25 protein-coding genes and 2 pseudogenes are annotated in these 26,232 nt (G+C 68.1%); 16 read left to right on the top strand and 11 right to left on the bottom strand.

The features are described from left to right. The first annotated feature begins 76 nt into the window (after positions 1-76). Positions 77-1,633, top strand: coding sequence for an oxidoreductase (locus B1H19_RS02415; RefSeq protein ID WP_083102608.1), 1,557 nt, complete (start codon positions 77-79; stop codon positions 1,631-1,633). A gap of 1 nt (position 1,634) precedes the next feature. On the opposite strand, the pseudogene B1H19_RS02410 reads toward B1H19_RS02415, so the two are convergent. Continuing rightward, positions 1,635-2,123: pseudogene (locus B1H19_RS02410) on the bottom strand (IS5 family transposase); the annotation flags it as partial. 234 nt (positions 2,124-2,357) lie between these two features. Here B1H19_RS02410 and B1H19_RS02405 point away from each other — a divergent pair. Next, positions 2,358-2,579 (top strand): hypothetical protein, encoded by a 222-nt coding sequence (locus tag B1H19_RS02405; RefSeq protein WP_083102607.1) that lies wholly within the window; start codon positions 2,358-2,360, stop codon positions 2,577-2,579. A 592-nt stretch (positions 2,580-3,171) separates the two neighbouring features. On the opposite strand, the gene B1H19_RS02395 is transcribed toward B1H19_RS02405, so the two are convergent. Next, complete coding sequence (locus tag B1H19_RS02395) at positions 3,172-3,564, bottom strand: Gfo/Idh/MocA family oxidoreductase (RefSeq protein WP_083102606.1); 393 nt, start codon at positions 3,562-3,564, stop codon at positions 3,172-3,174. 431 nt (positions 3,565-3,995) lie between these two features. Between B1H19_RS02395 and B1H19_RS02390 the strand changes: the two genes are divergently transcribed. Both B1H19_RS02390 and B1H19_RS02380 read left to right on the top strand, forming a co-directional pair. Then, the gene (locus B1H19_RS02390) at positions 3,996-5,021 is read left to right on the top strand and encodes an alcohol dehydrogenase (protein ID WP_083109384.1); all 1,026 of its coding nucleotides are present in this window, start codon (positions 3,996-3,998) and stop codon (positions 5,019-5,021) included. A 201-nt stretch (positions 5,022-5,222) separates the two neighbouring features. Further along, positions 5,223-5,486 (top strand): hypothetical protein, encoded by a 264-nt coding sequence (locus B1H19_RS02380; RefSeq protein WP_159027944.1) that lies wholly within the window; start codon positions 5,223-5,225, stop codon positions 5,484-5,486. Between the two features lie 352 nt (positions 5,487-5,838). Here the strand turns inward: B1H19_RS02380 and B1H19_RS02375 are convergent, their stop codons facing one another. Next, complete coding sequence (locus B1H19_RS02375) at positions 5,839-6,588, bottom strand: SDR family NAD(P)-dependent oxidoreductase (protein WP_083102604.1); 750 nt, start codon at positions 6,586-6,588, stop codon at positions 5,839-5,841. 570 nt (positions 6,589-7,158) lie between these two features. Between B1H19_RS02375 and B1H19_RS02370 the strand changes: the two genes are divergently transcribed. Beyond that, the gene (locus B1H19_RS02370) at positions 7,159-8,223 is read left to right on the top strand and encodes an NAD(+)/NADH kinase (protein WP_083102603.1); all 1,065 of its coding nucleotides are present in this window, start codon (positions 7,159-7,161) and stop codon (positions 8,221-8,223) included. A gap of 74 nt (positions 8,224-8,297) precedes the next feature. Here the strand turns inward: B1H19_RS02370 and B1H19_RS39535 are convergent, their stop codons facing one another. Together B1H19_RS39535 and B1H19_RS02360 are read right to left on the bottom strand one after the other, a co-directional pair. Beyond that, entirely contained in the window at positions 8,298-8,525 is a 228-nt protein-coding gene (locus B1H19_RS39535) for a DM13 domain-containing protein (protein ID WP_083102602.1), read from the bottom strand. After that, complete coding sequence (locus B1H19_RS02360) at positions 8,443-9,525, bottom strand: polyprenyl synthetase family protein (RefSeq protein ID WP_237289062.1); 1,083 nt, start codon at positions 9,523-9,525, stop codon at positions 8,443-8,445. Before B1H19_RS02360 ends, B1H19_RS39535 begins: the two co-directional genes overlap by 83 nt. A gap of 41 nt (positions 9,526-9,566) precedes the next feature. Here B1H19_RS02360 and B1H19_RS38495 point away from each other — a divergent pair, with 41 nt between their 5' ends. Further along, positions 9,567-10,418 (top strand): hypothetical protein, encoded by an 852-nt coding sequence (locus B1H19_RS38495; RefSeq protein WP_159027943.1) that lies wholly within the window; start codon positions 9,567-9,569, stop codon positions 10,416-10,418. 251 nt (positions 10,419-10,669) lie between these two features. Further along, positions 10,670-10,816, top strand: coding sequence for a hypothetical protein (locus B1H19_RS38490; protein ID WP_159027942.1), 147 nt, complete (start codon positions 10,670-10,672; stop codon positions 10,814-10,816). Between the two features lie 153 nt (positions 10,817-10,969). Here the strand turns inward: B1H19_RS38490 and B1H19_RS02350 are convergent, their stop codons facing one another. The 3 genes and pseudogenes from B1H19_RS02350 to B1H19_RS02340 form a co-directional block, all read right to left on the bottom strand. Then, positions 10,970-11,590, bottom strand: coding sequence for an HAD-IA family hydrolase (locus tag B1H19_RS02350; protein ID WP_083102600.1), 621 nt, complete (start codon positions 11,588-11,590; stop codon positions 10,970-10,972). Then, positions 11,560-12,130 (bottom strand): annotated as a pseudogene (locus B1H19_RS02345) (transposase); the annotation flags it as partial. The gene B1H19_RS02350 and the pseudogene B1H19_RS02345, both read right to left, overlap by 31 nt. A 177-nt stretch (positions 12,131-12,307) precedes the next feature. Then, complete coding sequence (locus tag B1H19_RS02340; protein ID WP_083102599.1) at positions 12,308-12,916, bottom strand: hypothetical protein; 609 nt, start codon at positions 12,914-12,916, stop codon at positions 12,308-12,310. Positions 12,917-13,431: 515 nt separating this feature from the next. On the opposite strand from B1H19_RS02340, the gene B1H19_RS02335 reads away from it, so the two are divergent. From B1H19_RS02335 to B1H19_RS02315, 5 genes are all read left to right on the top strand, one after another. After that, positions 13,432-14,082: a TetR/AcrR family transcriptional regulator gene (locus tag B1H19_RS02335; protein WP_237289060.1), complete on the top strand. Its 651-nt coding sequence runs from the start codon at positions 13,432-13,434 to the stop codon at positions 14,080-14,082. A 197-nt stretch (positions 14,083-14,279) separates the two neighbouring features. Continuing rightward, a complete protein-coding gene (locus tag B1H19_RS02330; RefSeq protein ID WP_083102598.1) occupies positions 14,280-15,770 on the top strand; it encodes a carboxylesterase/lipase family protein in 1,491 nt (496 codons plus the stop codon). Between the two features lie 113 nt (positions 15,771-15,883). Continuing rightward, positions 15,884-16,387: an NUDIX hydrolase gene (locus B1H19_RS02325; protein ID WP_083102597.1), complete on the top strand. Its 504-nt coding sequence runs from the start codon at positions 15,884-15,886 to the stop codon at positions 16,385-16,387. A gap of 52 nt (positions 16,388-16,439) precedes the next feature. Then, entirely contained in the window at positions 16,440-17,717 is a 1,278-nt protein-coding gene (locus B1H19_RS02320) for an IS701 family transposase (protein WP_083102596.1), read from the top strand. Between the two features lie 318 nt (positions 17,718-18,035). Then, on the top strand, positions 18,036-19,127 hold the full coding sequence (locus B1H19_RS02315; protein ID WP_083102595.1) for a terpene synthase family protein: 1,092 nt from the start codon (positions 18,036-18,038) through the stop codon (positions 19,125-19,127). A gap of 1,181 nt (positions 19,128-20,308) precedes the next feature. Here B1H19_RS02315 and B1H19_RS02305 read toward each other — a convergent pair. Beyond that, positions 20,309-22,171, bottom strand: a complete 1,863-nt coding sequence (locus B1H19_RS02305; RefSeq protein ID WP_237289748.1) for an APC family permease — start codon at positions 22,169-22,171, stop codon at positions 20,309-20,311. Positions 22,172-22,659: 488 nt separating this feature from the next. Then, entirely contained in the window at positions 22,660-23,187 is a 528-nt protein-coding gene (locus B1H19_RS02300; RefSeq protein WP_083109381.1) for a DUF5994 family protein, read from the bottom strand. Between the two features lie 279 nt (positions 23,188-23,466). Here B1H19_RS02300 and B1H19_RS02295 point away from each other — a divergent pair, with 279 nt between their 5' ends. From B1H19_RS02295 to B1H19_RS02280, 4 genes are all read left to right on the top strand, one after another. Beyond that, positions 23,467-23,997 (top strand): DUF5994 family protein, encoded by a 531-nt coding sequence (locus B1H19_RS02295; protein WP_083102592.1) that lies wholly within the window; start codon positions 23,467-23,469, stop codon positions 23,995-23,997. A gap of 95 nt (positions 23,998-24,092) precedes the next feature. Next, complete coding sequence (locus B1H19_RS02290) at positions 24,093-24,353, top strand: hypothetical protein (protein ID WP_083109380.1); 261 nt, start codon at positions 24,093-24,095, stop codon at positions 24,351-24,353. A gap of 52 nt (positions 24,354-24,405) precedes the next feature. Next, positions 24,406-24,678 carry a hypothetical protein gene (locus B1H19_RS02285; RefSeq protein ID WP_083102591.1) on the top strand — a complete coding sequence of 91 codons (273 nt, stop codon included), beginning with the start codon at positions 24,406-24,408 and terminating at the stop codon, positions 24,676-24,678. Between the two features lie 68 nt (positions 24,679-24,746). Next, entirely contained in the window at positions 24,747-25,169 is a 423-nt protein-coding gene (locus B1H19_RS02280) for a YjbQ family protein (protein ID WP_083102590.1), read from the top strand. A 160-nt stretch (positions 25,170-25,329) separates the two neighbouring features. Here B1H19_RS02280 and B1H19_RS02275 read toward each other — a convergent pair whose 3' ends face one another. Then, positions 25,330-26,106 (bottom strand): S1 family serine peptidase, encoded by a 777-nt coding sequence (locus B1H19_RS02275; protein WP_159027941.1) that lies wholly within the window; start codon positions 26,104-26,106, stop codon positions 25,330-25,332. Positions 26,107-26,232: the final 126 nt, after the last annotated feature.

Raw genomic sequence — 26,232 nt, 5'->3', positions numbered from 1 at the left:
TAACAGAATGGACCGCGCTCCGATCCGCTGGCGGTAGGGCGAGGCGGGCGCGAAGGAAGATCACTACTCTGCACGAGTGCTCTCATACGACGAGTTGACTTCACCCGAGCGTGAGCTGTGGGATGCGTTCCCCGAGGGTCGCCACGTGGACCTGCGGACGGTTGTACCCGAGGATGACCGTGTCGCCGAGGGTGGACAGTGGGGCCCTGGGCGGACGGTTCGGGCCGCCGTGATCGTGGCGCTTCTCCAGGGCGCGAACACTGCGCAACCGAGCGCCGTCGCGTGTCTGAGGCTCGCGGGGGCACAGATATCCGGGCACCTCAACCTGGCTGGCGCGCAGATCGCTCACGCGCTCTGGCTTGAGGACTGCTGGTTCGAGGAGGGCGTGGACCTCTCCGGTGCGTCGATGCAGTCGATTGCGATCGTGGGCAGTCGAGTGCCGGGCGTGGAAGCCGGCTTGATCCGTATCGATGGACGCCTGGACCTGCGGCGCTCTCGTCTGGAAGGCGGCTCTGCCTCGCCCTTCCACCGCGCGGTCACCGCGTTGTCGCTCATCAACGCCCAGGTGAGCGGCGCCGTGAACCTCAGCGGCGCCGAGATCACCGCACCTGAGGAATGGGCCGTGTCTGCCGGTGGACTCGTCGCGGAAGGCGGCCTCTACTGCCAGGACGGATTCGTCGCGCACGGTGAAGTCCGTCTCATGGGGGCACAGCTGCCAGGCGGACTGCACATGCGAGGTGCACAACTGGAACGCCCCAGCCAGCGCGGGGTGGCGCTCGCCCTGGACAACGCTGTGGCCTCGACGCTCGACTTCTCCCACGGGTTCATCGCGAACGGGACCGTACGGCTGCGGGGTGCCCGGATCTCGGACAACCTGACCTTTGAAGGAGCCGTCCTGAATGGGCCGCTCGACGGCCGCGGCCCGTCCTTGGTCGCTCTGCTGATGCAGGCCGTCGACTTCGACTTCACCGTCGCCCGGCCACCGTCCGGCAGCGTGGACCTGCGAGGTGCGCAGGTGTCCTACCTCCACGACAGCGAGCGCAGCTGGCCGGAGGTGGTGGAGCTGGACGGCTTCGTCTACGGCTCCATCAAGGTGGACGAGGCAGCCGAGTGGCGGGAGGCAGTGGGACGGCGGGACTCTGTGGCCCACCGTGTGGCGTGGATTCGACGCAGCCCGGGCTACAACCCCCAGCCCTATGAGCAGTTGGCGAGCTGGTACCGAAAGGCCGGCCACGACGACGACGCCCGCCGCGTACTCCTGGCAAAACAGCGCCATCGGCGTCAAACTCTGCCCCCGGCGGGACGTGTGTGGGGGCACCTCCTCGACGTGACTGTCGGCTATGGCTACCGCCCCTGGCTGGCCGGTGTCTGGCTCCTCCTCCTGACCGTGCTGGGCACACTGTCCTTCGGCACACACGCCCCCAACCCAGTTCAACGAGGCGAAGGCGCCCCGTTTCAGCCCCTCGTCTACACACTCGACCTCTTGATCCCCATCGGCGGTCTAGGTCAGCGCACGGCCTGGTATTGGTCGAACGGCAGCCTCCAGTGGCTCGCCTACCTGCTGATCGCCTTCGGCTGGGTGCTGACGACCGCCGTCATCGCGGGTGTCACCCGCACTCTGCAGAAAAGCTAGTGGGCGACAGCTGAGTGACGTCGTTGCGGTTGCCGCCGGTCAGGGTGGCGGCCAAAGGGATGCCGGTGGCGTCGGTGATCAGGTGATGTTTGCTGCCCGCCCTGCCCCGGTCGACGGGGCTTCGTCCGGTCTTGGTTCCCCCTTTCAGCGCCCGGATATGGGAGCCGTCGACGGCCGCCCGGGAGAAGTCCAGGGCATTCGCCCTGCGGAGTTCGGCGAGGAGAACCTCGTGGAGCCGAGGCCACACACCGGCCTCGGTCCACTCAGCCAGCCGACGCCAGCAGGTCATACCCGAACCGAAGCCGAGGTCCTGCGGCAGGTGCGCCCAGGCGATCCCGGTGTGCAGGACAAACAGGACTCCCTGGAACACCAGCCGGTCCGGATGCCGCTTTCGCCCGGGGTGCCGGATTCGACGCCCGACCTTGGGCAGTAGTGGCTCGACCACCGCCCACAGCTCGTCGTCGACTTCCCATGGCTTTGGCCGAGCCATCCAGCACCCCCCGGATCATCAGTCCCGGAGCGATCCAACCATCCTGAAGATCATTTCGTTAGGAGTTCTAAGGCCCGCACACCCGCGCGGCTACGCTCCTGCCGCGGAGCACGTCGACGACCCCGCCGAAGACTGACGACCGGAGGAGGCGGTTGTCGCCGTCGGGGCTTGTATCGGGCAACCGACGTGGACGGCCGCAGCCAACGGGATACCCGCAGGCGCATACTGGGGGCAATGACAAAGCCTGCTGCACCAAAGCGTCAGTTGCCCACCAGCCCCTTCAAGGCCCCGGTCACGCCTGTTCCCAAGCACTTCGCCGTGGGTGACCAGGTCACACACGACATGTACGGCCTCGGGCGCGTGATCGGCATCGAGGACGGGATCGCGGCACTCGTGGATTTCGGCTCGGAGCAAAAGCGGATCTTGAATCCGTACGCCAAGATGACCAAGCTGTAGGACCGGTGTACCCGGTCACGGCACGCCAGGCCCGTTCAGGGACCTGTAACGACAGGGAGACTCCCATCGATCCGACCTCGCTGTTCTCCGCTCTGGAAGTGGCGCCCCGCAGTGCCACCGCAGCCCTGGCATCCCCGACGACAAACCCCTTCCAGGCCCCGGACTTCGGGGAGGACGAGGCCCTCCTGCTCGAGGATGCGCCCGGGCCGGCCTCGGGCAGGGGCGCGGCACAGCCCAAGGCAGCCGGCTCCCACCAGTGACGGTGGTGTGAACGCCGCCAGGGACAGCAATCTGAAACCTGGAAAGAGGACCGCGCGTCCGGCTCGCGCCAGGGCAGACGAGGGCCCCGACCGGATTCCGGTCGGGGCCCTCGTCGTCGCGCGGTCTCAGTTGTGGTCGGCGGCGACACCGCAGCAGGTCTCCGTCCGGACCGAATCGGCGTTATGGGTGGGCTTGGTGGCGCGGACGAGGGCGGAGTGCACGCCGTCAGCGATCTGATCGGCTGCGGGACGCGGGGAGCGCCGGAGTCAGCCATGTGTGTTCGCCCGCCTTCCGGGGCGGTGCGTCCGCCCGGCGAGGTGACCTCGTCACTTCACCGTACTCCGCGTACCGGGGCGCGGGGGCGCCGCGCGGCGACGGAGCCTTGCTCTGCGAGTGTGACCTTCCGGCCGGTCCGTGCCGCCTCTCGGGCTTCCAGCGCGGGTCGAATGAGCTCCAGGTGATGCGGAACCTTCACCGTTACCACCACGAGATCGACTTCCTCACTGCGAGCCAGCTCCTCTGCGCTGCCGAAGGCCAATGGCACCGCATACTTCTCGCCGGCCGCACGCGCCGACTCGGCGCTGCTGGCGCTCAGCGCCCGCAACTCGTATCCGTCGAGCCCGGCCAGCGCCGGCACATGGGCGGTGGCCGCCCACCCGCCGCCCGCGCTCAGACCTACGACACCGACACGAATCGGTCCCTGACGAGGGGAAACGGACGTCATACTTACGGCCCACGCGTTCGCGGCGGCCTGCTGTCTCGCCAACGATCAACAGCCATGTAGGGCACGGTCTTAGGGGTACGAATTCACGCAGTGGCGGCCGGCTGGTGACGTGTGTCCGAGGAAATCACGTCTCGCCATTTGAGGCTCATCCGCGTTGGGGTGCCTTGCGTGGGATGCCCATGCTCCTCTGCACGGAGGGCACGGCAGGCTCCGAGAGGTCTGGACGATGAACAAGGCCCACGGGGCGTTTCCCAGGTGCAGGTTCGCTGCACGCCACAGGGACCTCCATCCTCGAGAACGTACTGCTGAGGGAGGGTTTGGATACCCGGTGTCGCTGGGTGTTCACCTGATCTCTTTCGGCGTGCGTGATCGGGCCGGAGCTGGTGTCCTGGGTGGAGGGGCCGTCGTATCGATATCCCGGAGAGATCGAGATGAGCACCTACCGAGTCGCGCAGGTCCCTGCCGCCGGCAGTCCGTTCGCGATCGTCGAGCGTGAGGTGGAGCGGCCGGATGCCGGGCACGTACGGGTGGCCGTGGACGCCTGTGGGATCTGCCACAGCGACGTCTACTTCGTGAACGATGTGTTCCCCGGTGTGCGGTTTCCTCTGGTTCCCGGGCATGAGATCGCCGGCCGCATCGAGGCGCTCGGCGAGGGAGTACAGGACCAGGGCCGGCAGGTGGGTGACCGGGTGGCGGTGGGCTGGTTCGGCGGCAGCTGCCACCACTGCACGCCGTGCAGACAGGGCGACTTCATGGTGTGCGAGAACCTCAAGGTCCCCGGATGGGCTTACGACGGTGGGTACGCCGAGTCCGTGTTCGCGCCGGCGGATGCCCTGGCTCGGATCCCCGACGGGCTGACGGCGACCGATGCGGCGCCCCTGGCATGCGCGGGAGTGACCACGTACAACGGGCTTCGGCGCAGCTCCGCACGGTCGGGCGACCTGGTCGCCGTACTCGGCATCGGCGGCCTCGGCCACCTGGGGGTGCAGTATGCGGCCGCGATGGGCTTCGAGACCGTGGCCATCGCCCGTGGTGCCACCAAGGCCGACTTTGCCAAGCAACTCGGCGCGCACCACTACATCGACAGCACGGCGGACACCCCTCTTGCCGACGCTCTTCAGGCCCTCGGCGGCGCCAGGGTCGTCCTGGCCACCGCCGCCAACTCCGACGCCATCACGGCGACCGTGGACGGGCTCTCCCACCGGGGCGAACTGGTGGTCGTCGGCGTGGACCTCGCCCCGCTGGGAATCAGCCCAGCTCAGCTGATCATGAGCGGCAGGACCGTCCGTGGCCACCCGTCCGGCACCGCACAGGACGTGCAGGACACCCTGGCGTTCAGCGCCCTGCACGGGATCCGCCCCATGACCGAGGTGGTGCCGCTCGACCAGGCCGACGAGGCCTACCAGAAGATGCTGACGGGCGCCGCCCGCTTCCGGATGGTGCTCACCACCCGCTGAAGTATCCGAACCTCGGCCGGCTGTGCATCGCGGAGTCACTGACGGCTCGCCAGTCGAATACCTCCCAAGGTCGGCAGGCGCGGCCGGTCGTGGTGGGGCAGCCGCTCAACCGCCAAGGGCTGCCGCCATGCGGTCGAGGTCGGCGAGGAGGGCGGCAAGACGCCGCTGCGGGATCGCGTCGACCATCTGCCGTTCGATGGCATGGACGGCGGAGCGGGCCGGGAGCGAGACGCCGCGCTCGTCAGCCGCGCCGAGTCGATGCATCTCGCCGACGCCGACGCCGACGGCGACAGCTCGATGGGAAGGTGCCGGGATCCGCGCAGGTCCTCGGTCGGACAGTGGCCGGCTCTCGGGACGATGAAGGCGCAGCCGACCTTGCCCAGCCTGCGCCTTGAGCCCGGGCAGCGGGTCGTCCCCCACGGCATCGACCGGGGCCTGGAGGTCGACGAGGCCAAGGCCCGCTGACCCCACGAGCGCCTGGTCTCATGTCCTCCCGGTTTGCGAAAAACGGGGATCGCACACGGATAGACGTAGACGCATGCCAGGAGCGCGCACGATGCAGTACCGCTCTCTGAGGGCCGCCGTACTGGCCCGGATCGCCGCCTGGCCACGCTGGTCGCTCCGGCGTCACCCGCCCAGGTGGGGGAGGCCGGTCTGCCGTGCCTCAACCTCACCGACACGCAATATCGAAGGGCTGATCGCCTGCGGTGCAGGTGACCTCAACCGATCCGTCGGGCATCGACCGGATCGGCCACCCGTGGTCGGGGAGGTCCTGGCGCGGGCGAATGTCCGGGGCCTGGAGGCCTGGACGCCCGGTTCACACGGCCGTGCGGCCGCCGTCGACAGGCAGTACCGCGCCCTGCACAAAACTCGCGGCATCGCTGGCCAGGTACGCGATCGCCTCGGCGACCTCCCTCGGTGAAGCCGGCCGTCCGGCGGGCGCTTGAGAAGCGAGGGCGTCGAGGTCATCCCCCATGCCCGCCGTGCCCTCGGTCCGCGTCGGACCGGGCTGCACGGCGTTGACCCGGACCCCGCGCGGACCGTATTCGGCAGCCCAGGCCTTGGTCAGCAGGTTCACGGCGGCCTTGCTCGAGCCGTACAGTGCCGATCCCGAGATGCCGAGCGCGGCCGCCATGGTGCTGAGGTTGACGATTGCCCCGCTGCCCCGCTCGGCCATCGTCGGCGCGAGTTCCGCAACGAGGTAGAAGGGAGCCTTCACGTTCAGCGCGTAGACGGCGTCGACGTCGCTCTCCGGCGTGCGCTCAGTGGGCCCGAAGGGGTAGAGACCCGCGCTGTTCACCAGGATGTCCACCTGGCCGCCTCGTTCGACGGCGTCCCGCGCGAGCTGTCGGACCGAGCCTGCCTTCAGCAGGTCGGCGGCAAAGAACTCCGCCGTGCCACCGCTTTCCCGGATGGCACCAACGACGGCCTCACCGCGCCCTCGGTCCCGGCCCGCCACCAGTACGTGGGCACCGCGCTCGGCGAGCATCTCCGCAGCAGCCGCACCAATGCCGCTGGTCGCACCCGTCACCAGCGCGACTTTCCCTCTGAACGATGCGGTGGTCACAGCCGTGCTTTCCTTCCCACTACCACGCCCTTGAACGATTGTGTTGTGTGCGATCACTTATATCCGTCCCGCGCCGATTCTTTGGAGGATCGTTCCGGGGTGGCGTGTCCGCCAGGCCTCACCTCGAGGGCTTGTTGCGACGTCGGCGCCGCGGCGACCGGCGTGCGTGGCGCTGCCTCACTGACTACGCCCTCGATACGCGGAAGTCACCGGGGTGCTGTGCGCGTCGGTGATTGCGGGTTTTCCAGACAGGAAATCCAGGCGGAAATTACGCCGCTTGGCACGACCTGCCGCCCCAATGGAAGTCAGGGCGCCCGTTAAGATGCCCCGAGAATGCAAATAAATATCCCCATATAGTGCGCCACCGGTCATCGGTGCCGCTGGCTGGATGGTGCGCCGGGACGGATGGGGTCCGCTCGCGGAGTGGGCGTGCCTGGTCGGCCGGCAGCGGTCAGCCATGGTGCTCGTGGCACCTGGTCGGTTGACGGACGGGAATTCCGCGACCGTCTGGACGGACCGGGTGTCCCACAGGGGCGGGCGAACAGGCCATCCGGAGGGAGAGGACGCTACGTGAGCGTGCAACGGGTGGGCATCGTCGTCCACGAAGGACGTCCCCGTGCCTTGGCGGCCGCCGATGTCGTCCGACGGTGGTGCGAACGCCGGGATGTCGGCTGCGTCGCCATCGATGTGTGGAGTCAGGACGAACAGCGGCGGGACGCGCGGGAGGAGGTCGACGCTGCCGGCAGCCCCGACCTGATCGTCACGCTCGGAGGAGACGGCACCTTCCTCCGCGGAGCACGCCTGGCCGCACAGAACGACGCCCTGGTCCTCGGTGTCGACCTGGGCACCCTCGGCTTCCTGACCGAGGTCCCGGCCGACGACGTCGAGTGCGCGCTGGACACCGTCCACCGCGGCCAAGTGGAGATCGAGACCCGCCTGATGCTGACGATGCGGGCGTCCTGTCCGCTGAAACTCCCCGAGGGGATGGAGGCCCTCCTGCGCTACGGCCGCGGTCCCGCGCTGCCACCTCCGCCGGTGCGCCCGGAGTGTGCCGTCGCCCTGGACTGGGGCGTAGCCCTGAATATCACCGCCCTCAACGACATCGTCCTGGAGAAACTGGCACGCGACCGGCAGGTCTCCCTCGGTGTGTACCTCGCGGGCCGACTGCTCGCCTCCTACTCCGCCGACGCCGTCCTGGTCGCCACACCCACCGGGTCCACCGCCTACAGCTTCGCCGCCGGCGGTCCCGTCGTCTCCCCTGGAGCCGACGCCATCGTCTTCACTCCTGTCGCTCCGCACATGACCTTCAACCGCTCGGTGGTCGCCGCGCCCGATGAAGCCGTCGCCCTACGTGTCCTGGGGCATTCCGGCCGCGCGGCGGTGAGCGTCGACGGCCAGTTGCGCGGTGTCCTGGATCCGGGGGACTGGATCGGTGTCTACGCGGCTCCCCAGCGCCTGCGCATCGTGCGGCTCGGACCGATCGACTTCTACGGCAGGCTGCGTGAGCGGATGCGCCTGACCGATGCCCCCGCGACAGCCGACGCCGACATCACCCCCATGTGGCCCCACAGCAGCCCAGTCCCCGATGACCTCGTACACCTGCGCCTTCCACCCGTGCCCGCGGACGTCGACTGAACTGAACCCCACGTGGACGGGCCCTGACCGGCCGGAGGAGTGGCGGACTGCATCAGGTGCGGTCCCACCACACCTCACCTGCCGGCACCGAGCCCGTGATTGCGCAGCTCAGGGTCTTCCCGCCCAGATCGGCTGCAGCCGGGAGCGTGATCAGCCCGCGATGGTGGACAGCTCGGCGGCGCCGCAGGAGACCGAGAACCCTTGCACCAGATGACAGCGCTACGGAACTCCGACAGATCCGTGCCGACCGGGACTGCGTAATTCTGGTTGCCCAGCTTGCCCTTGAGCTTGCCCAGCTCCACGCTTGCCCTTGAGCTTGCCCAGCTCCACCGAGCCGTCCCCGAGTCCCGTCTTCACCGCGTCGGCGTCGAGGGCCACGCCGGGTGCCCGCTGCCGGCCAGGACGGCGATCCGATCGCGGATTGCCGAGGTGCCTGTCCAGGGTGCGTTGTTGGGGGACGGTGGCGGCCGCGGCCGCGGTGGCGACCAGGACGGTCTGCTTGCCCTCGCGCAGGTCATCAAGGTTCGACTTCCCGGTCTCCTCGGGGTTGCCGTAGACGCCCAGGAGGTCGTCTCGGAGCTGGAAGGCCTCCCCGAGTGGCAGTGCGTACCCGCTCAGCGCCGCGAGTTGTGCGGGGGTGGCGCCGGCGAGGGCGCCGCCGAGGTGCAGGGGGCGTTCGAAGGTGTACAGGGTGGTCTTGTAGCGGATGATCCGCCAGGCGGTGTCCGGGTCTGTGGCGGGTCGACCGGTCGCGGTCAGGTCCAGGTACTGGCCGACCAAGGTTTCCACCCGCAGGGCGTTGAGGTGGGGGCGGATCACGGCGGCCTGGGCGGGAGTGATGTCGGGGGTGTGGAGGAGTTCGTAGGACCAGCCGAACGCCAGATCGCCCAGGAGGATCGCCGTGCTGACACCCAGTGTGGCGGCGTCCGGGCGGCCTGTGTGGAGGGTGGCCATGGTGTGCTGGGCGGTGGGGCGGCCGCGGCGGGTCGCGGAGTTGTCCATGACGTCGTCGTGGATCAACGCGAATGCATGGAACAGCTCCAGTGCCGCGGCCACCCGCCAGACCGCGATCGGCGGTGGCTCCCCGGTGATCGCGTGCCAGCCGATCACGCACAACAGCGGCCGGATCCGCTTGCCACCCGCGTCCAGCAGCTCGCGCAGCAGGCCGGTGAACACCGCCAGCTCCGGCAGACCGGACGCGATCCGGTCCTGCTCGTCGAGGAACTCGTAAAGGATCTTCTCCACGGCCGCCCTGATGACGGCCGGGTCCAGGGTGAGCGGGGTATCCGCGGTCGTCGTCACAGGACGTGAGCCACTCCGTAACCTCAGTTGGGGAAGGTGATGTGGTGATTGCCCGTCGCCCCGCCCTGCCCCCGGTCGCGCCGGCAGCCGAGCAGGCTCCAACCCGGCAGAGAATCCTGGCACAAGACTCCACTGACCCAGGCACCACTCAGCAGCAACTGGCGGCTCTCGACCCGCGGGACGAGGGCACGTCCACCCTGGCACAGCCGCCTCCACCGACGGACGACATACCGGACCCGCCCAAGGGCGACCCGTTCAGCATCTCGTGGACGGGAAGGGAGCCCACGTCCAGCTACATCCGTGCTCGGCCGACCCGCCGCCTCATCGGTTTGCCCTCCATATGGTTGGCAGCGGCGTTGGCGGGTGTCCTCACCTCGCTCATTCAGGGGTGGCAGCAGCCCCATTTCAAGGACGGGCCCGGGCACCCCAGTTGGTGGCCACCAACGCAGCGGCTGGGACCAGTTTTCCTGTTTCTTTCCGGTCTCATCGGGATAATCGCGCTGATATTCCTTCTTGTGAACGCCGCACAACTTCCGTACTGCGCGTTTCCCTGGTCCCTGAAGATCGGGCCACCGGGCATAAGAACCACTGGCGTTTACGACAGCCGTGAATACACGTGGAGCCAAGTGCAGACGTTCGCCGTCAGAAGGATCTATGGCCTCAACGGCAGTAGCCTCACCGCACTCGCCATCAAACCCATGACGGGTGAGAAGCAGCCGACTCAATGCTGGCCAAACGGGTGGCCGTACCCGGTACGTGCCTGGGTCATCGCCGGCGGACTGGAGCCTGTCTGCGTCCTCGGGCCAATGTCGGACCAGCAGCGGACCGCGCTGAACGAAGCCCTGGCCCGATACGGGCACGGAAAGAGCGACGCCGAAGCCTGGGGCGAATGAGCAGCCAGAAGCAGACGGCTCCCTGCAGGGTAGCCCGGTCTGCGCTCGCCTGTATTCTCGCGCCACGAAGATCGAGCCGAGATGACAGCCTGTGAAATCCGCGGCCAGATAGCTCCCCGCCAAGTGGCCGCGAGCGGGGAATCGCAACTGGCCGCCGACAAAGGCACCCGAATGCAAGAACCCGGACCAGCAGACGACGCGCGGGCTTCTCCCCGGAGGCCCTGTCTTAGGGCGAGCGGGGTGCGCAGTTCGTGGCTGGCGTCGGCGAGGAACTGGTGCTCGCGCTCGGTGGATGCTTCGAGGCGGTCGAGCATGTGGTTGAGGCTCTGGCCGAGGCGGGTGAGTTCGTCGTCGCCCACCCAGACGGCACCCTGCCATTCGGGACCGCGAACCGTTGACCGGCTCGTCAACAGCCAGAGCAGCTTCCTGAGGCGACCTGTCGCGGTCGCCATGCCCCTGACGGACCCGGGGGCGGGAGCGAGCAATTGTCAAGTCCTGTGGATCAAGGTTTGTTGGTGAGGGGCGACGAAGTCGCGTGGGGTCTGCCAGTCTCAGCCTGGCGGCCGCAGGAAATCCTCGATTCGGGTGAGGGTGTCCTGGGCGTTCGTGTGCACGTAACCGGTCATCCCGAGTGATCGGGCGGTGGCGACGTGGCCGGGAGTGTCGTCGATGAAGAGGGCTGCGGAGGGGTCGGCGCCGATGCGGTGGAGAGCGGTCGCGTAGATGCGGGGGTCGGGTTTGGCGTATCCGACCTCGCAGGACAGGACGATGGCATCCACGATATCCAGGAGTCCGGCGTTGGACATTCGGGTGCGCATGTGCGGCCAGGCGTTGCTGACGATCGCGGTCTTCGCCGAACCGTGGAAACGGCGCAAGCACGTCACGAGGGCGTCGTCCCAGGTCTCCCTGGACGCCAGGTCGCATTGGAGCTCGGCGATCAGGTCCTGGTCGATCCGGAGCCGGTCTTGGACGATGCTCCACCAGTATGCTTCGCTGGTGCGGCCGATGAGCACTTGATCGTCGTTTCCGCCGAACAGAGCAGTCAGGAAAGCTTGTTGAGAGACTCCGAGCCGGGTGCTCCACTCGGTGGCGGCGGCGGTCAGGTAGTCGGGGACGAGCACCCCACCGATATCGGTAAGGATCACCGGGTCGGCGCTGCGGGCGGTGGCCATTGCTCGGATCGTGATCTCCTACGCGGCTGACGAGGCAGCGTGTTCTTGGGACGTTCGATGAGGTGGCCGCGTTCGAAGCGGGCTCCGGCACGGACCAGGGCGACGAGGTGGGGTGCGTTCACGGCCCGCCAGCGGGCTTGGGCGGACTCGACGAGCTTGAAGACCATCGCGAGGGCCACGGCCGCGCTGCTGGCGCCCCGGGCGACCTTGGTTCGCAGCCGGACCGTCGCGAACGTCGACTCGATCGGGTTGGTCGTGCGCAGGTGGATCCAGCGCTCGGCGGGGAAGTCGTAGAACGCCAGCAGCTCCTCGACGTCGTCGGTGACCTTCTTGACCGCCTTGGGTCATTTCGCGCCGTAGGTATGCTCGAAGGCGGTGACCGCCTTGAGCGCGTGGTCGCGGTCCTCGGCGTTGTAGATGTCCTGCAGGGCCTTGCGGGCACCGCGCTGGGCCGACTTCGGCAGGGCGTTGACGACATGGCCGTTGTGTGAACCCAGCACCTCTGATGCCGCGTGGCGGGAACACCTCGGCCAGTGCCTTTCAGAAACGAAGGTACGCCCTTCGCGCGCCGACCCGAGCCTGATCCACAGGTACTGAGCATTGCTCATGGTCGGAGCCGGTCATCGACTGGTCCGCGCCGGATCTTCAACGGAGAGGGGTGGACGAAACTTCCGTTGCGATGCCTGGATGCGCGTTCCTCCGGCGCTGGACGACAGGTCATTCCCTCATCAGGGCGTCGTGGACCGGATTGTTGTGTGCCTCGTCGGAGGCGTAGATGTCTTCGGACTGGTCGACCAGCCACTCGCTGCCCCGCTTGACCAACCGGAGGGCCTTCTTCGTGGTCGTGGTGCTCTTGGGCCAGGTGACTGTGTACTCGACCTGCACGCCGGTTCCAGCCGGATGTTCACCGATAGCCGGCACCGACACCAACCCGCCGACCTTGACGGAGCCGGTCTTGGCCCGGTCAAGGCCGCTCGCGGACGGCGTCGGCCTCGGCGGGATGATGGAGCCGTCCGCACGCCGCAGGGGCGGATCAGTGCTCTCGCTCGGCGACGGGGCGGCGGACGGTGTCGTCTCCGTGCTGTCGTCGACGCAGGCTTTGACAGTGCCATGGCGGTACCGCTCGGTCCGCATCTGGCATACACGCCGCCACTTCTGATCGTTGACGGCTTCCTGGTACGTGCGGGCGAAAGGCGCCGCGGACGCCGGGGTGTTCGGCTGTTGGCCGGCTCCATCCGGGGCGTTCTTGCCCGCTGCGCTCGACGAGCATCCCGCAATGACGAAGGCCGCAGCTGCTGCCGCAGTCGCCGTGACGGCGCGCCTCATCCCATTCCCCCAAGTATCGCAGGCAGTAGTCGTTGTCTAACGAGTCTTGATCGTATTCCCGAGGGGTCCGCGTCTCACAGCCACCTGGAAGACCGATGAAGATCTTGTTTGGGCTGCTGACTCACCCCGCTTCGTTCGCAAAAGTCGCTCAGCGTAAATCGGTGCGCACCGGGCGCATTTTCAAGAACTCTCGGCTCCGTTGGGACCGGAAAGCCCGGGGGCGGTCAGGTGTCAGCGTGAGCTGGCCCGGACTGTGGTGTCACGGGTCCGAACTCCGCCGCCTGTCGTGTCCCTTCCCGGCGCCGAGGCGGGGTGCGTGCGGCGAGCCGAGGCCCCTCGCCGGTGGTTGGGCGTAGGCCGTGCCGCGGGACACCCCCGTGTCCCCGCCGCACGCGGCCACGCACGCACCCTCCGCGGTACGCACCCTCGGCTTCAGTCAGTCGCTCCCCTCTCCCCGCAGGCTTCCATGGTTATCGGTCAGATGTATTATGTCAACTGCATTAAAAAGAGAACCTATGGAGAAGCCGACGATGCCGAAACAGGTGGATCACCGCGAGCGCCGTGAATCGATCGCCCGAGCACTGTGGCGGGTGGTGGAGCAGCGCGGAGTCGCGCATCTGTCCCTGCGCGAGGTCGCACAGGAGGCAGGCATCTCCCACGGGGCGCTGCAGCACTACTTCGCTTCCCGAGAGGCGATGCTCTCCTTCGCCATGGACTTCGCCTCCGAGCAGGCAACGCTGCGCGTCGGCCGGGGCCTCCAGGAGCTCGGCGACCGGCCGCACCCCCGCGACGTGCTCCGAGTGATGCTCACGGAGATGCTGCCCCTGCATGCCGACGCCCGCGCCACCAGCCGGATGAGCGCCGCCTACGTCCTGGAGGCGCTGCACAACAAGACCATCCACGCGCAGGCGCACCGCGGGATGGCCCAAGGGCGCGTCCTCGTCGAGCAGTTGGTCCGCCAGGCGATCGCCGACGGGCACATCCGCCCCGACCGCGACCCGGTGACCGAGACCAATCTGCTCCTCGCGCTCACCGGCTTCACCCCCCTCATCGAACTGGACGTGATCGAGCCCCAGGAGGCGCTCACCGCTATCGATCAGTACCTGGACAGGCTGTTCACCAGGAACGATCACGGTCAGGGACAAGAGGCGGAACGCAGTCGATGACGAGCGTTCGCCAATCGCCCGGCGACGGAAACCAGCAGCCACCATGCCTGGTCGGCCCCACCAGGGGGCACGGGACCGGAGCATCGTCGGGCTGACCGTCGGCACCCGGCTGACCCCGGGTTCTCGGTCCCGAAGGAAATCGACAAGCCCGCCGGGCGCTCCCGATATCGGGCGACGCCTGTGGAGGAGGAAGCGACATGTCTGAACAGCCCAGGGTGCGTACTGCGGAGGGTGTGGTGCAGGGGTGCCGGCGGCGGGGGCACGCGGTGTTCCGCGGCATCCCCTACGCCCAACCACCGGTCGGAGCACGCCGGTTCGCCGCACCGGCCCCACCGCAGCGCTGGGAAGGGATACGGCAGGCGACGGAGTTCGGGCCCGTGGCACCGCAGTCCGGGTCCGTGGGCGCGAGTTCGGCGGAGGGTGCGGATTGGCTGACACTCAACGTCTGCACTCCGGATCCGGGCGCAGCGGGGCTGCCGGTGCTGGTGTGGATCCACGGAGGCGCCTACATCGCGGGGGCCTCAAGCGATCCGATGTACGACCCGGCGGCGCTGGCCGGGGCGGGACTCGTCGTGGTGAGCATCAACTACCGGGTGGGCGCCGAGGGCTTCGCACTCCTCGAAGGCGCCCCGCCCAACCGCGGATTCCTTGACCAGATCGCGGCGTTGCACTGGGTGCGGCGCAACATCGCCTCCTTCGGAGGAGACCCCGACCATGTCACGGTGGCCGGACAGTCCTCCGGGGCGGGGTCGATCGCCGCCTTGCTGACGATGAAGCCGGTGCGCGACCTGTTCCGACGGGCCATCACCCACTCGGTGCCGGGCAACCACTGCACCCCCGCACTGGCAGAACAAGTCGCCGCCGCCCTCGCGGACCGGCTCGGTACGACGCCCACCGCCCAAGCCCTTTCCGATGTCGCCCCCCAACGCCTCGCCGATGGGCTCACCTCCCTCAGCGCCGACCTCCCCGGCTACCGCGAGTGCTGGGGACGGCTCACCGGGACCGGCGTCGCCGTATGCCCCGTCGTCGACGGCCACGTCCTCCCCGAAACGCCCTGGCCCGCACTGACCAGTGGCCGTGCGAGCGGAATCGAGCTCCTCGTCGGCCATACACGCGATGAATTCCGGCTGTTCAGTGTCATGAGCGGACGGCGGGGCGCCTTCACCGAGCAGGACGCCCGTACCGCCCTGGACCTGTTCGCCCCCGCACCGGACGGCGCGGGCGCCTACCGTGCCGCCCACCCGCAGCCCACCTCGGAGGAGCTGTTGGAATCGGTGTACTCCGATGCCCTCTTCCGGATGCCTTCACTGCATTTGGCAGAGGCGAACACCGCAGCCGGCGGCACCTCGTTCCTGTTCGAGCTGCGCTTGCCCTCCCCGGCCCTCGGAGGGATCCTGGGCGCCTGCCATAGCCTCGACGTCCCCCTGGTGTTCGGCACGCTGGACAGCCCCACCGGCAGAGAACTCCTCGGCGACCCGCCCACCCCTGAGGCCATCGCGGTCTCGCGGGAACTCCACCAGGCGTGGGTCCGTTTCGCCACCACCGGCCACCCCGGATGGGCCGCCTACCGCCCCGACCGGCAGCTCACCCGCGTCCTGGACGCCGAATCGAAGACTTTGCCCTACCCCGAACAGTCCTCCCGCCGGATCTGGGAGGGCCGCGCCCCAGCCCCGTTCGATCTCATGTAGGACGCGCCGCCGTACCTTCGCCCACCTGACGGGCTCCACCGGCCTGCCGAAAACCCTGGTGTGGGAGGGTGTTACGCGTATCTCGCCGGCGGCCGGAAGGAAACCACGTGTGCGTGGAGGGGGCGATCCGGTGGGTGGAGCAGTGGCCTCCGCCGGACGGACTGAAGGTGTGTCAGGTCTACGGGGTCGTGTTCGATCCCGGCAGTGGCGCCGTAGTCGTGCAAGACGATGCGGGCCGTGGCAATCTGCCGGGTGGCACGCCGGAGGAGAGCGACGCGGACCTGGTGGCCACGCTGCGGCGCGAGTGTTACGAGGAAAGCCAGCTCCACCTTGCCGACTGGGCCCCGGTGGGCTACCAACTGGTCCACGAGGATGGCCACGACCCGTACGTACAGGCGCGCTATGCCGCGCTGCTGGAGCATGCGGACCCCATCGCACCGGACCCGTGCACGGGCCGCGCCTACGGGCGGGTATGGGTGTCACCGGCCGATGCGGCTGCGCTGCTCGACTGGGGGCAGTGCGGCTCCGCCCAGATGGACGCGGCGGCCCGGCTCGCCACCGAGCGGTGGGGCCTGACAATCGCCGCGGCGGGCTGGGAGCGGCGCGAGCTGCCCTAGTAGGGCTCCGTTAGGTCTTCCTGCCGCGGCTGATCAGGTGCATGTTGGGTGTGTGGATGCACTCGAAGTGAACCGGTTTCGGGCGAAGTTGGCGTTGTTCGTGGCGGATGTGTTTGCCTCGGTACCGCGCAAGGACCAGCGGGCCAAGGGCGACTGCTATCTGCGGGGACTGATGCTGGACGGTCGCCGCAAGTCCGTCCAGGCCATGGCCTCGCGGCTGCCGGACGGCAACGAGCAGAACCTGCAGCAGTTCGTGAACCAGTCCCCATGGGATCCCGTGCCGGTCCAGCGGCGGATCACCGAGCGAATGCTGCCGCGTATCGACCCGACCGCCTGGGTCGTCGACGACGTGTCCGTGCCCAAGGACGGCCGCATGTCGGTCGCAGTGGCCCCGCAGTACTGCGGAGCGTTGGGAAAACAGGCGAACTGCCAAGTCGCCGTGAGCGTCCATGCCGCAACCGACACTGCCTCCTGCCCGCTGCAGTGGCGGTTATTCGTGCCCCAGGAGTGGGCGAGCGATCCGGAGCGCCGGCGCAAGACGGGGATTCCCGATCAGATCGTGCACCGTGAGAAGTGGCGCCTGGCCTTGGACATCCTGGACGAGCTGGCCGGATGGGGCCTGGCGCCGCCAGTGGTGGTGGCCGACGCCGCCTACGGGCAAAACGCCGACTTCAGAGCCGGCCTGACCAAGAGAGGCGTCGCCTACGTGATGGCCGTCCGCTCGGACGTGACCGTCCACCCCCACGACGCGCAGCCGGTCACCCCACCCTGGTCCGGCAACGGCCGCAAGCCGCAGCCCCGCTACCGCGACAAGCCCTTCTCGGTGGCCGCACTGGCCACGAGCCATGGACGGCAGGCTTTCACCGAGGTCACGTGGCGCACAGGCTCCCGCGGGCCGATGCGCTCGCGCTTTTTGACCTTGCGGGTGCGGCCGGCCGGAGCCAAGGCCCGCCGTCTGGCCCAAGCCGCCGCCACCGCCGAGCAGGGCCACTGGGACGGCGTACTGCCCAAGGTGACGCTGCTGATCGAATGGCCAAAGGAGGCCGAAGAGCCCACCGATTACTGGCTCTCCGACCTGCCCGAGGACACCCCGATCCGTGAACTGGTCCGTCTGGCGAAGATTCGCTGGCGGATCGAGCACGACTACCGGGAACTCAAGCACGGCCTCGGCCTGGACCACTTCGAGGGACGTTCCTGGACCGGGTGGCACCATCACGTCACCCTCGTAACCGCCGCCCATGCCTTCCTCACCGAGCAGCGGCTATCCCCAAAAGCCCGCACACCGGCCTCACGCTCTACCAGATCCTTGACGTCCTCCAGACCCTGCTGAACTGCTGGACCGGCACCTGCAGCACCTGCCACCGCCCCCTACCAAGAACATCAAGCCCACCCAGACCCACACCGACCTAACGGAGTCCTACTAGACCTCACCGCCCAAGCCATCCCTTACTGGGAATTGCGCGAGCACTCCTGCCTTGCTACCGGTGTCGAACAGCCCTTCCTGACCGCATACCGGAAGAACCTGATGAACTACATCCTCATCACCGCTGACAAATCATGAACTCCGCGAGGGCGGCGAAGACGCCCTGCCAGTGCCTGCCCCCTCCTGAGTACCCCTTTCCCGGCTACCGTCCCTCCAGGGAGCGTCATGCACTTCTCATCCAGCCAGGCTAGGGATCTTCCCGTCGACGAGATCGGCATCTGGTGCCCCGTCCCCTTGCGTTTCCACCCCGCAGGAGGCCCAGCGCTCGATGAACAGGGCCGCAGTTGGGCGATCCGGCACCGCCTGTGTGAGCCCGATTCTGTACTCGCCCAGGCCAATATCGGCGAAGTCATCGCTGCGGGTATTCCGTTCGCCACCACAGACGCAGCCATCGCGATGACCTGCTACGCCTACTGGACGTTCGCCTGGGACGACACCCAGGACATCCTCAGCGACAATCTGGGGGAGGCGGTCGCCCTGGCCTCGGAAGCCAACTGGGTCATGTACGAGCCCGCCACGGCCCCTGTGCCCGACAACCGTTTCCTGAGTAGCCTGCGCGACGTGCGCCGCCTGTTGGAGACCAGCCTGCCTCCAGAGGGTCAGGACGCTGTGCGCAGCGAACACACCTGCTGGATCGGCGGCCAGCTGTGGAAAGCCTCCCTCCAACAGCGAGATACTGCCCCCAGCCTGGGCGAATACCTGAGAATGCGTTGGCAGAAAGCCGGCACTGGTGTTCTCGCCGCCTACGCCGCACCCGCCGCCGGATACACCCTGTCGTCCGTCGAACTCTACGACCCTGTCGTGCGAGCCTTCAGCCAGGCTGCTTTCCTGCCCTGCCTCATCATCAACGACCTGGTCAGCTTCTTCAAAGAACAGGCAGCGGGCCAGGCCCACATCAACATCGTCACGGTCTTGGCCGCCCGTCACCAACTGAGCACCTTCGATGCCCTGATCAAGGCAGGAGAGCTGTACGAAAGGCTGGTCGCTCTCATGCTCCGCCTACAACGGCAGCTCCTTTCCGATCCCCGTCCTGCCGTCGCCCGTTACGCCTCCGAACTTCCGTACTGGCTGTCCGCCGCCCTCCACTGGACATCATCCAGCCTGCGATACCTCGCCCTTCAACGCGCCAGCACGACCACAGCCGTCAACGTGCCGGTCATCGCCAAAGCTGACCAGCCCCTCCTGACGGACGCCTCCGATCCCGCCCCTCCGTCCTACCCCGAACTCGCTTGGCTCTGGCAGTACGCCGCCGGATGACTTGTGTACCAACAGCTCCCGCCGCCCGGTGCGGAGGGATGGCGCAGCAGATGGGGAAACACTCCGTATCCGACGGGACATGTTGTGTCATCCGCCGAGGGCTCGCTGGCGTGAGCCACCTCGCCCTGCCTCGTTGAGCAGGCCCGGCTGCCCGCTGCCCGGCGGTGTCCATCGGCTCCGTATGGCAGTCCATTAGGCGAGGGAGAATCTGTCCTGTAGGTTCTCGCTGCTCGTGTCCTACAGCGGCGCTGTGACCTGCTTCTTCTCGCGGTGTTTCACGCCGTGTCCAGCCGTTCAGACTCACGGTCCGTCCGAATCCTCGAAGTGTCGAACCGTGGTCTGGTCAGCGTTTGACTCGCCCGCGCAGTGCAAACGCGGCGAGTACCAGTAGCACCGGCTCCACTAGCGGCTGCTCGACGCCGAGCAGGCGCAGGATAACCGGCAAGCGCGCCGAGCCAACGCGGGCCGGCTCAAGCTGACCCGCAAGGCCGCCGAGGCACTCGGCGAGGTCGCCCCGGGCGCAGAGATCCCCTGGGACCGAGCGAGGCAGATCGTGCTGGACGTCCCACATCGTCCACCTGGACTACGGCTACATCCCGCAGACCGGCGAGGGCGACAGGACGACCCTGCGGCTCTTCGGCCGTTGTGGTGAGCGACCGTTGTCGGTCACGTGCCGTCTGGCTGTCCGAGGACGACGATGCGGACGTCGTTCGGGGCCATGGCGGCGAGGCGGTTGCGCTCGTCGCGGGTTTCGGCAAAGGTCGCGACATACTTCAAGCCCGGCCATCGTGGCCAGTCCATCTGCTCGGGGTCCGGCTGCAGGCACCGCAGGGGGCGATGAGGACCCAATGCGCACGAAGACGCATGCACGACGCGGACCGGCACATCGCGCCCTGAGCGAGCGGGGCCGACGACTCCAGGCGACTCGGCGAGTGCCTGCCGAGCCTTGCGCGCACGTCAGTTGCATGCGCGTGCCCTGAGGCCGCCGAGCTGGGGAAAGTTGACGGCCCAGCCCGCGGATGACCTCAGGCTTGTAGGGCAGTTCCGACTGCCATGCCGCACGGGCACCGAGCTGGAGTTGGGCGCAAATCAGGAGTCGCGCCGGCTGAGGAACCACTCGTTGCCCCACGGGTCCTCGAAGACTGACACGGGCCACGGCTTCCGCAGCCACGGAGAGGTGGCTACACGTGGAAGGGGACGCTGGTGATGACGATCTTCGGCAGTGGGCGCAGGGCGTGCCGCAGCCGTGGGGCGATCCTGCTGTGCAGCAGGCGGTAGCGCCGGCGCATGGTGACGATCTCGGGCACGATGACCGTCAAGGTGAGGTCCGGGCGCTTCGCGTGCAGGGCTTCGATGTAGTGGACCAGTGGTGCGACGATCGCGCGGTAGGGGGAGACCACGACTTCCAGCGGGAGGTGGTCGCCCCACAGGGTCCAGTACTGGCGGAAGCGTTCGGCCTCGTCCTCTTCGGGGCTGACGTGGAGCGCGAGTACGGGCTGGTGGAGCGAGGCGGCGTAGGCCAGTGCGCGCATGCCGGCCAGGTCCATGGTCGCGATGGGGACGACCGAGAGGTGGCGGATCTCCTGGGGTGTCTCCTCGTCCTCTTCTTCCGTCCGGGCGTCGGGAAGTGCCGCGGGGAACTGCGGAGTTGTCGCCACGGGCGGTGCCGCGTCGGGGCCGGGGTGTACGGGGATGGTGGGGGCGGGCAACTCGATGGCGTGCGGGTGCAGACGAAGCGCCTTGCCGACGGTCTCGTAGTGGTGCCGGATGCGCATCGTCACCACGAGGAACAGTCCGACGGCGAGCACGGCGACCCATGCGCCCTCGGTGAACTTGGTGAGGCCGGCGGTGAGGAAGACGACGGCCGACAGCAGGGCACCGGTGGCGTTGAAGAACAGGCTCTTGCGCCAGTGGCGGTCACGCAGGCGCCACCAGTGGACCACCATTCCGGCCTGGGAGAGGGTGAAGGCCAGGAAGACGCCGACGGCGTACAGCGGGATCAGGGATGCGGTCGTGCCGTTGAAGGCCACGTAGACCAGCGTCGCCGCGATCGTCAGCAGAATGATCCCGTTGCTGAAGGCGAGGCGGTCGCCCAGGCGCAGAAAGATCTGTGGGGCGTGTCGGTCGCGGGCGAGGAGGAACAGCACGCGGGGGAAGTCGTTGTAGGCGGTGTTCGCCGCGAGCAGCAGGACCGCGGCAGTGGTGGCCTGTGTGAGGACGTACAGCGGTCCGGAGCCGAAGCTGTGGTGGGCGAGTTGGGAGAGGACCGTCTCCTGGGTGCTGGGGACGACGCCGTCGAGTCGGACCATGGCGATGGTGCCGGCGAACAGCGTGATGAGCAGGCCGATCATCCAGGTCAGCGTGGTGCGGGCGTTGCGCCACTCCACGGGCTTGAATGCCGGCACCGCGTTGGAGATCGCCTCGATACCGGTCATCGCCGTGGCCCCGGAAGCGAAGGCGCGCATCACGAGCAGTACGCCGACGCTCTCCGTGGCGTTCAGGTGCGGAGCCGCAGTGGGGTGGAAACCGCGGCCGGCGGCGTCGACGAGGCCCACGGTGACGAGCGCGAACACCGCGACGACGAAAGCGTAGGTCGGCGCGGCGAACAGCGCGCCGGCCTGCCGGATGCCCCGCAGGTTCCCGGCGAGCAGCAGGGCGATCACACCGACGCCGATCGGGACGGCGTCGGTGGCGAGCGAGGGAACCGCCGAGGTGATCGCCGCCACCCCGGAGGCGATCGACACGGCGACCGTGAGGATGTAATCGGTCATCAGGCCGGCGGCGGAGATCAGTCCGGGCACGCGGCCCAGATTGTCGCTGGCGACGATGTACGAGCCGCCGCCGTGCGGATACGCGCGGATGGTCTGGCGGTACGACACCCCCACCGCCAGCATCAGGAAGGCGATCGTGGCGGCGATCGGCACGGAGTAGGCCAGTCCCGCCGCGCCGCCGAGTACGAGGACGGCGAGCATGGCCTCGGGCCCGTAGGCGACGGAGGAGAGCGCGTCGGCGGACAGAACGGGCAACGCCACCAGCTTGCGCATCCGCTCCTGCGCGATCGCCGTGCTTTTCAGGGCGGCCCCCAGGACGACGCGGCGCACGTGGTAGCCGAAGCGGCCCAGTCGGCCAGGTGGCAGCTCCCCCGTGGCCTCGCCGGGGGCGGGCGGTTGCCCGCCGAGAGGTGAGACGCTGACCAGACGCCCCCATCCGACAGGCTGGATCTCCGCAGGGGACGGGAAACGGCCCAGATCGGAATCCACGGGCAGCGCCCGGTGCCACGCCTCAGGAGTCGACACCCGCCCCCATTCACGCCCCACCCGACGCAGCAGCCCCAACTGCTCCTCGTCGAGCCCCGGCAAGGCGGCCGAAGGGCTCAGCGCACCGGAGTCCCGGCCCTCTCCACCGACATCACTCTGTACATGCGACACGTGACGTAGTGTTACCTATTGGCGCCCGTCGAAGCCGCACCTTCGAGGCGATGCGCATCCCTGTCGTCAAAGCAGCGTCGACGTCTCGCTGGCTCCCTCACGGCTCACCGCTCACCGGGTGCGCGGTCCGTCCGAGTCTCTTCCGCGGGAACCGGGGGTGCCCGATGGGTGCCGGTGTCGATGAGGATCTGCTCGGCCTGGGTGACGTTGCTGGCCGCGACGGCCCTGGCCATGGCGGTGCGGGCCGCTTCAGGCGTCGCGTGCGGCGGGACCACCAGCAGGGAGAAGTGGTCCTGGTCGCCTCGGGTGATGAGGATGGTGTCGTCGCCGACCGGGAAGGAGTCGATGTGCACGACCCGGTCGTCGATGACGAGACGGGTCGGCAGATCCTCCCAGGCGCCGGTGTCCAGGCCGACGCGCAGGACGGGGCCCAGGTGCTCGGTCAGCGCGGCGATCAGGCTGGGGAGCTCGGCGCCGATGTCGCGGGAACGCGGCCACCACGCGCCGTCGAGAACCTGCTCGCGGGTTTGCGTGGTCACCAGCCGCAAGAGGGCCGTCCCGGGTCTGACGGCCTGGTGCACCGCCTCCGGAAGAACCCCCGGAGGGACGCGCGAAGCGTGGGATTCGGCCATGGGCATTCGCCCGCCTTCCAGAGCGGTGCGTCCGCCCGGCGAGGCGACCTCCTCACTTCACCGTACTCCGCGAGCCAGGGCACGGACGCGCCCCGCGGCGACGGCGCCGATCCGCGTTCGCCACGAAAGTCCCTGGCGAAAGCGCCTTCACGGACTACCGGCCGGAGTAGAGTGAAGAGACCGGGAGTACTTCGCACACCGGCTCCCACGTCGGCGTCGTTCTCGGCGAGCAACAACACCGGGGCATTCGACGACGAGTCCCGGGGACAGGTCCGCGCCATGACCGCGACCATTGACCGCATCATCAGCGAGCGCGCACCTTCACTGCCGGCCCGCCTCTCCTTCACTCCGGCAGGATCACCTCCGGGGCTCCTGGACGGCGCCTGGTGGCCCCGCTCTCGCGATCTCTTCCGCGAACTTCCTGCACTGACGAAGGTGCTGGACGCGCGCTGGGGCCGGATCACGCATGTCACGGTGAACCCGACCCACTGGCCCGTGGTGCCGCGCAAGGTGCCGGTGGCCGGGCGCACCGTGCATGTGGGCTGGTTCGCCGAGGAGCAGGATCCGAACAAGCTGATCCTCCTCTCCTACACCGCGGGCCGCTGGGACCTGCTGGTGATCCCGCCGGAGAGCGATCCGGCCGCCGCCGCCCGGCTGATGTCCGCCGCGGCCACCCCCGGCGGCCTGCTGACCGCCAGCGCCCTGATGGCGAGCGAGCACACCACCCATGACGCACAGGAAACGCTGTGGCGGGAAGAAGACTGGGAGACTGAGGGCGGAGCCGTCTCGGCAAATGGGGGCCGCGCATGACAGCGACCTTTTTCTGACCGGGGGCGGTGGGTGTGACGCAACGGCATCACACCCACCGACACGTCATCCTGCCGTCCCACGCAAGCGAGGTCACCATGAAGTCCCCGGAACTCCCCTCGGCCGGGCGCGCCGACGTACGCATCGTCGCCGCGTCCCCCGAAGCCGCCCGTCAGGTCGCAGAAGCCCTCCGATGTCGCTTCGCCGCCACCGAACAGCGCAGCTACCCCGTCGACGACTCGGGCGGAACCCGCCTCCACCTCACCATCGACACCACCCACACACCGGAGCCGGCGCAGCCCTGGCTGGTATCCAGCCGATCCTCCGGGGACGCCCGCACGCAGACGGACGAAATCTGAAGCGAAGGCCCGCACGCTCCGAGTCCGGCGCTGGCACGAGTGGACAGCGATCATGGCAACACTGCAAGAGCGGAAGCACTACCGCGAAGCGATCATGAAGGCCCTGTACGAGACCACGGAAGGCAATCGCTTCCTGGGCGTCACCGGGGCAAGGCTACGCGACGATCTTCAGCTCCCCGAGCGGGATCTGGCCGCCGCCTGCGCATACCTGGTGGGCGAAGGACTCGTCACCGTCGACTGGGAACAAGGAAACACACCCATAATGGTCACGCTGACGCACCAGGGAATCCGGCTCATGGAAGCCGAAGAGGAGAAGCGGGGCTGACGCGAAGCGAATGCTGTTCACCCATTCGGCCGTCAGCGCTCAGGCTCCGCGACGGGTACCGGTGAACCATGGCTGGCACCTTCACCACCCGCACGATCAACATCACAACCGGCTCCACCGAGACCCTGCACGACCTCACGAACGCATGCTCCGCCTTCCTCCGAGAGGTCGCTCACGGGCGAAACGGACTGCTGAACGTCTTCACCCCCCACGCGACGTCCGGCCTGGCCGTCATCGAGACCGGCGCGGGCAGTGACAATGATCTGTTGGCGGCCCTCCGCGACTTTCTTCCCGCCGACGACCGCTGGCAAGGCCGCCACGGCAGTCCTGACCGCAGCAGCGCCCACATGCTCCCGGCTCTGGTCCCACCACACGCCACGTTGCCCGTAGTCGATGGTGAGCTTGAGCTGGGGACCTCGCAGTCCGTCGTACTCGTGAGCACCGACCGGGACAACCCAGAACGCCATGTCCGGCTGTCTTTCCTCAGCTGACCACACGACCCTGCACCTGGTTTTCGCCCCTACTACCGGTAGAAAGTGATCCAGAACCGTTCCTGGATCAGGTGGAAGCACTCGGGTGAGCCGACCATCACCCTGTGCCCGGCCGCCTGACCCAGCCGGCCCGCCAGGCCCTCTGAGCTGGATGGCTCCGCTACATGACTTTGCTCGTGATCCAGCGTTCGAGCGCGCCAACGCGGACGTAGACGTCGGGCTTGCCGGGATGTGTGCATCCGTTCTTGGCGGTCACCAGACCAACCACCTTATTGCCGATGTACACGGGGCTGCCCGCGTCGCCTTGGCAGGCGAACTTCTCCGCTTGAGCCTTCGCGCAGAACAGGCCGGCGTCGATGGGGCCTGCCCCATAGGCACTGGTGCACGCGGCATGGCTGATCACCGGCATCGTGGCATGGTGCAACTGGACGGGCAGAGCGGCAGTCCCACGGCGTGTCGCTCCCCACCCGGCGAGATCGACCTTGCGGCCCGCCAGCGGGTCATCGGCTCCCGACTGCGGCAGGGATGCTACGCCCACGGTGTCCGACGTCTGGATAGGGTTCTTCAGGGTGAGCACAGCGACGTTGTTCCGCAGCGTGCTCGGGTAGTCCTCGTGCTCGTGGATCGTGCTCACGTCCTGCGTGACTCGCAGAGAGGTGCGATCAGTCCCGTCGTACTGGATCTTGAACTCGCTTGCCGTATGGCCATCCACGCAGCCCGCCGTGGTGAGCACTGACTTTGTGCCGAGCAGCACTCCGCCGCACTTGTGTTCATAACCGTGCCATCCCGAAATGAGCACGTTCACGACGCTCGGGAACTGCCCGGCCGTGGCCTGCTGACCGCCGACCACCGCAGAGGCCGGGGACACCTGGGCTGCCAATCCAGTGACCATTGCTGCCGTCACGGTCAACACCCGTCGAAGGTTCGTCACGTCCACCCGCACGTCCACCCCAGTTCTAGATCACCAGGCGCCTGATTGTCCCACAGTCGATCGACTCCCAGTGATCGAGTGATCACTGACGTGTCATCGGGTGAGGTGAGGAGGTGATCGGACGACGATCTC

It is taken from the genome of Streptomyces gilvosporeus (assembly GCF_002082195.1).
Lineage (GTDB): Bacteria > Actinomycetota > Actinomycetes > Streptomycetales > Streptomycetaceae > Streptomyces > Streptomyces gilvosporeus.
Note: the sequence above shows the minus strand (reverse complement) of the source record. Positions and strands in the feature narration are given on the sequence as shown.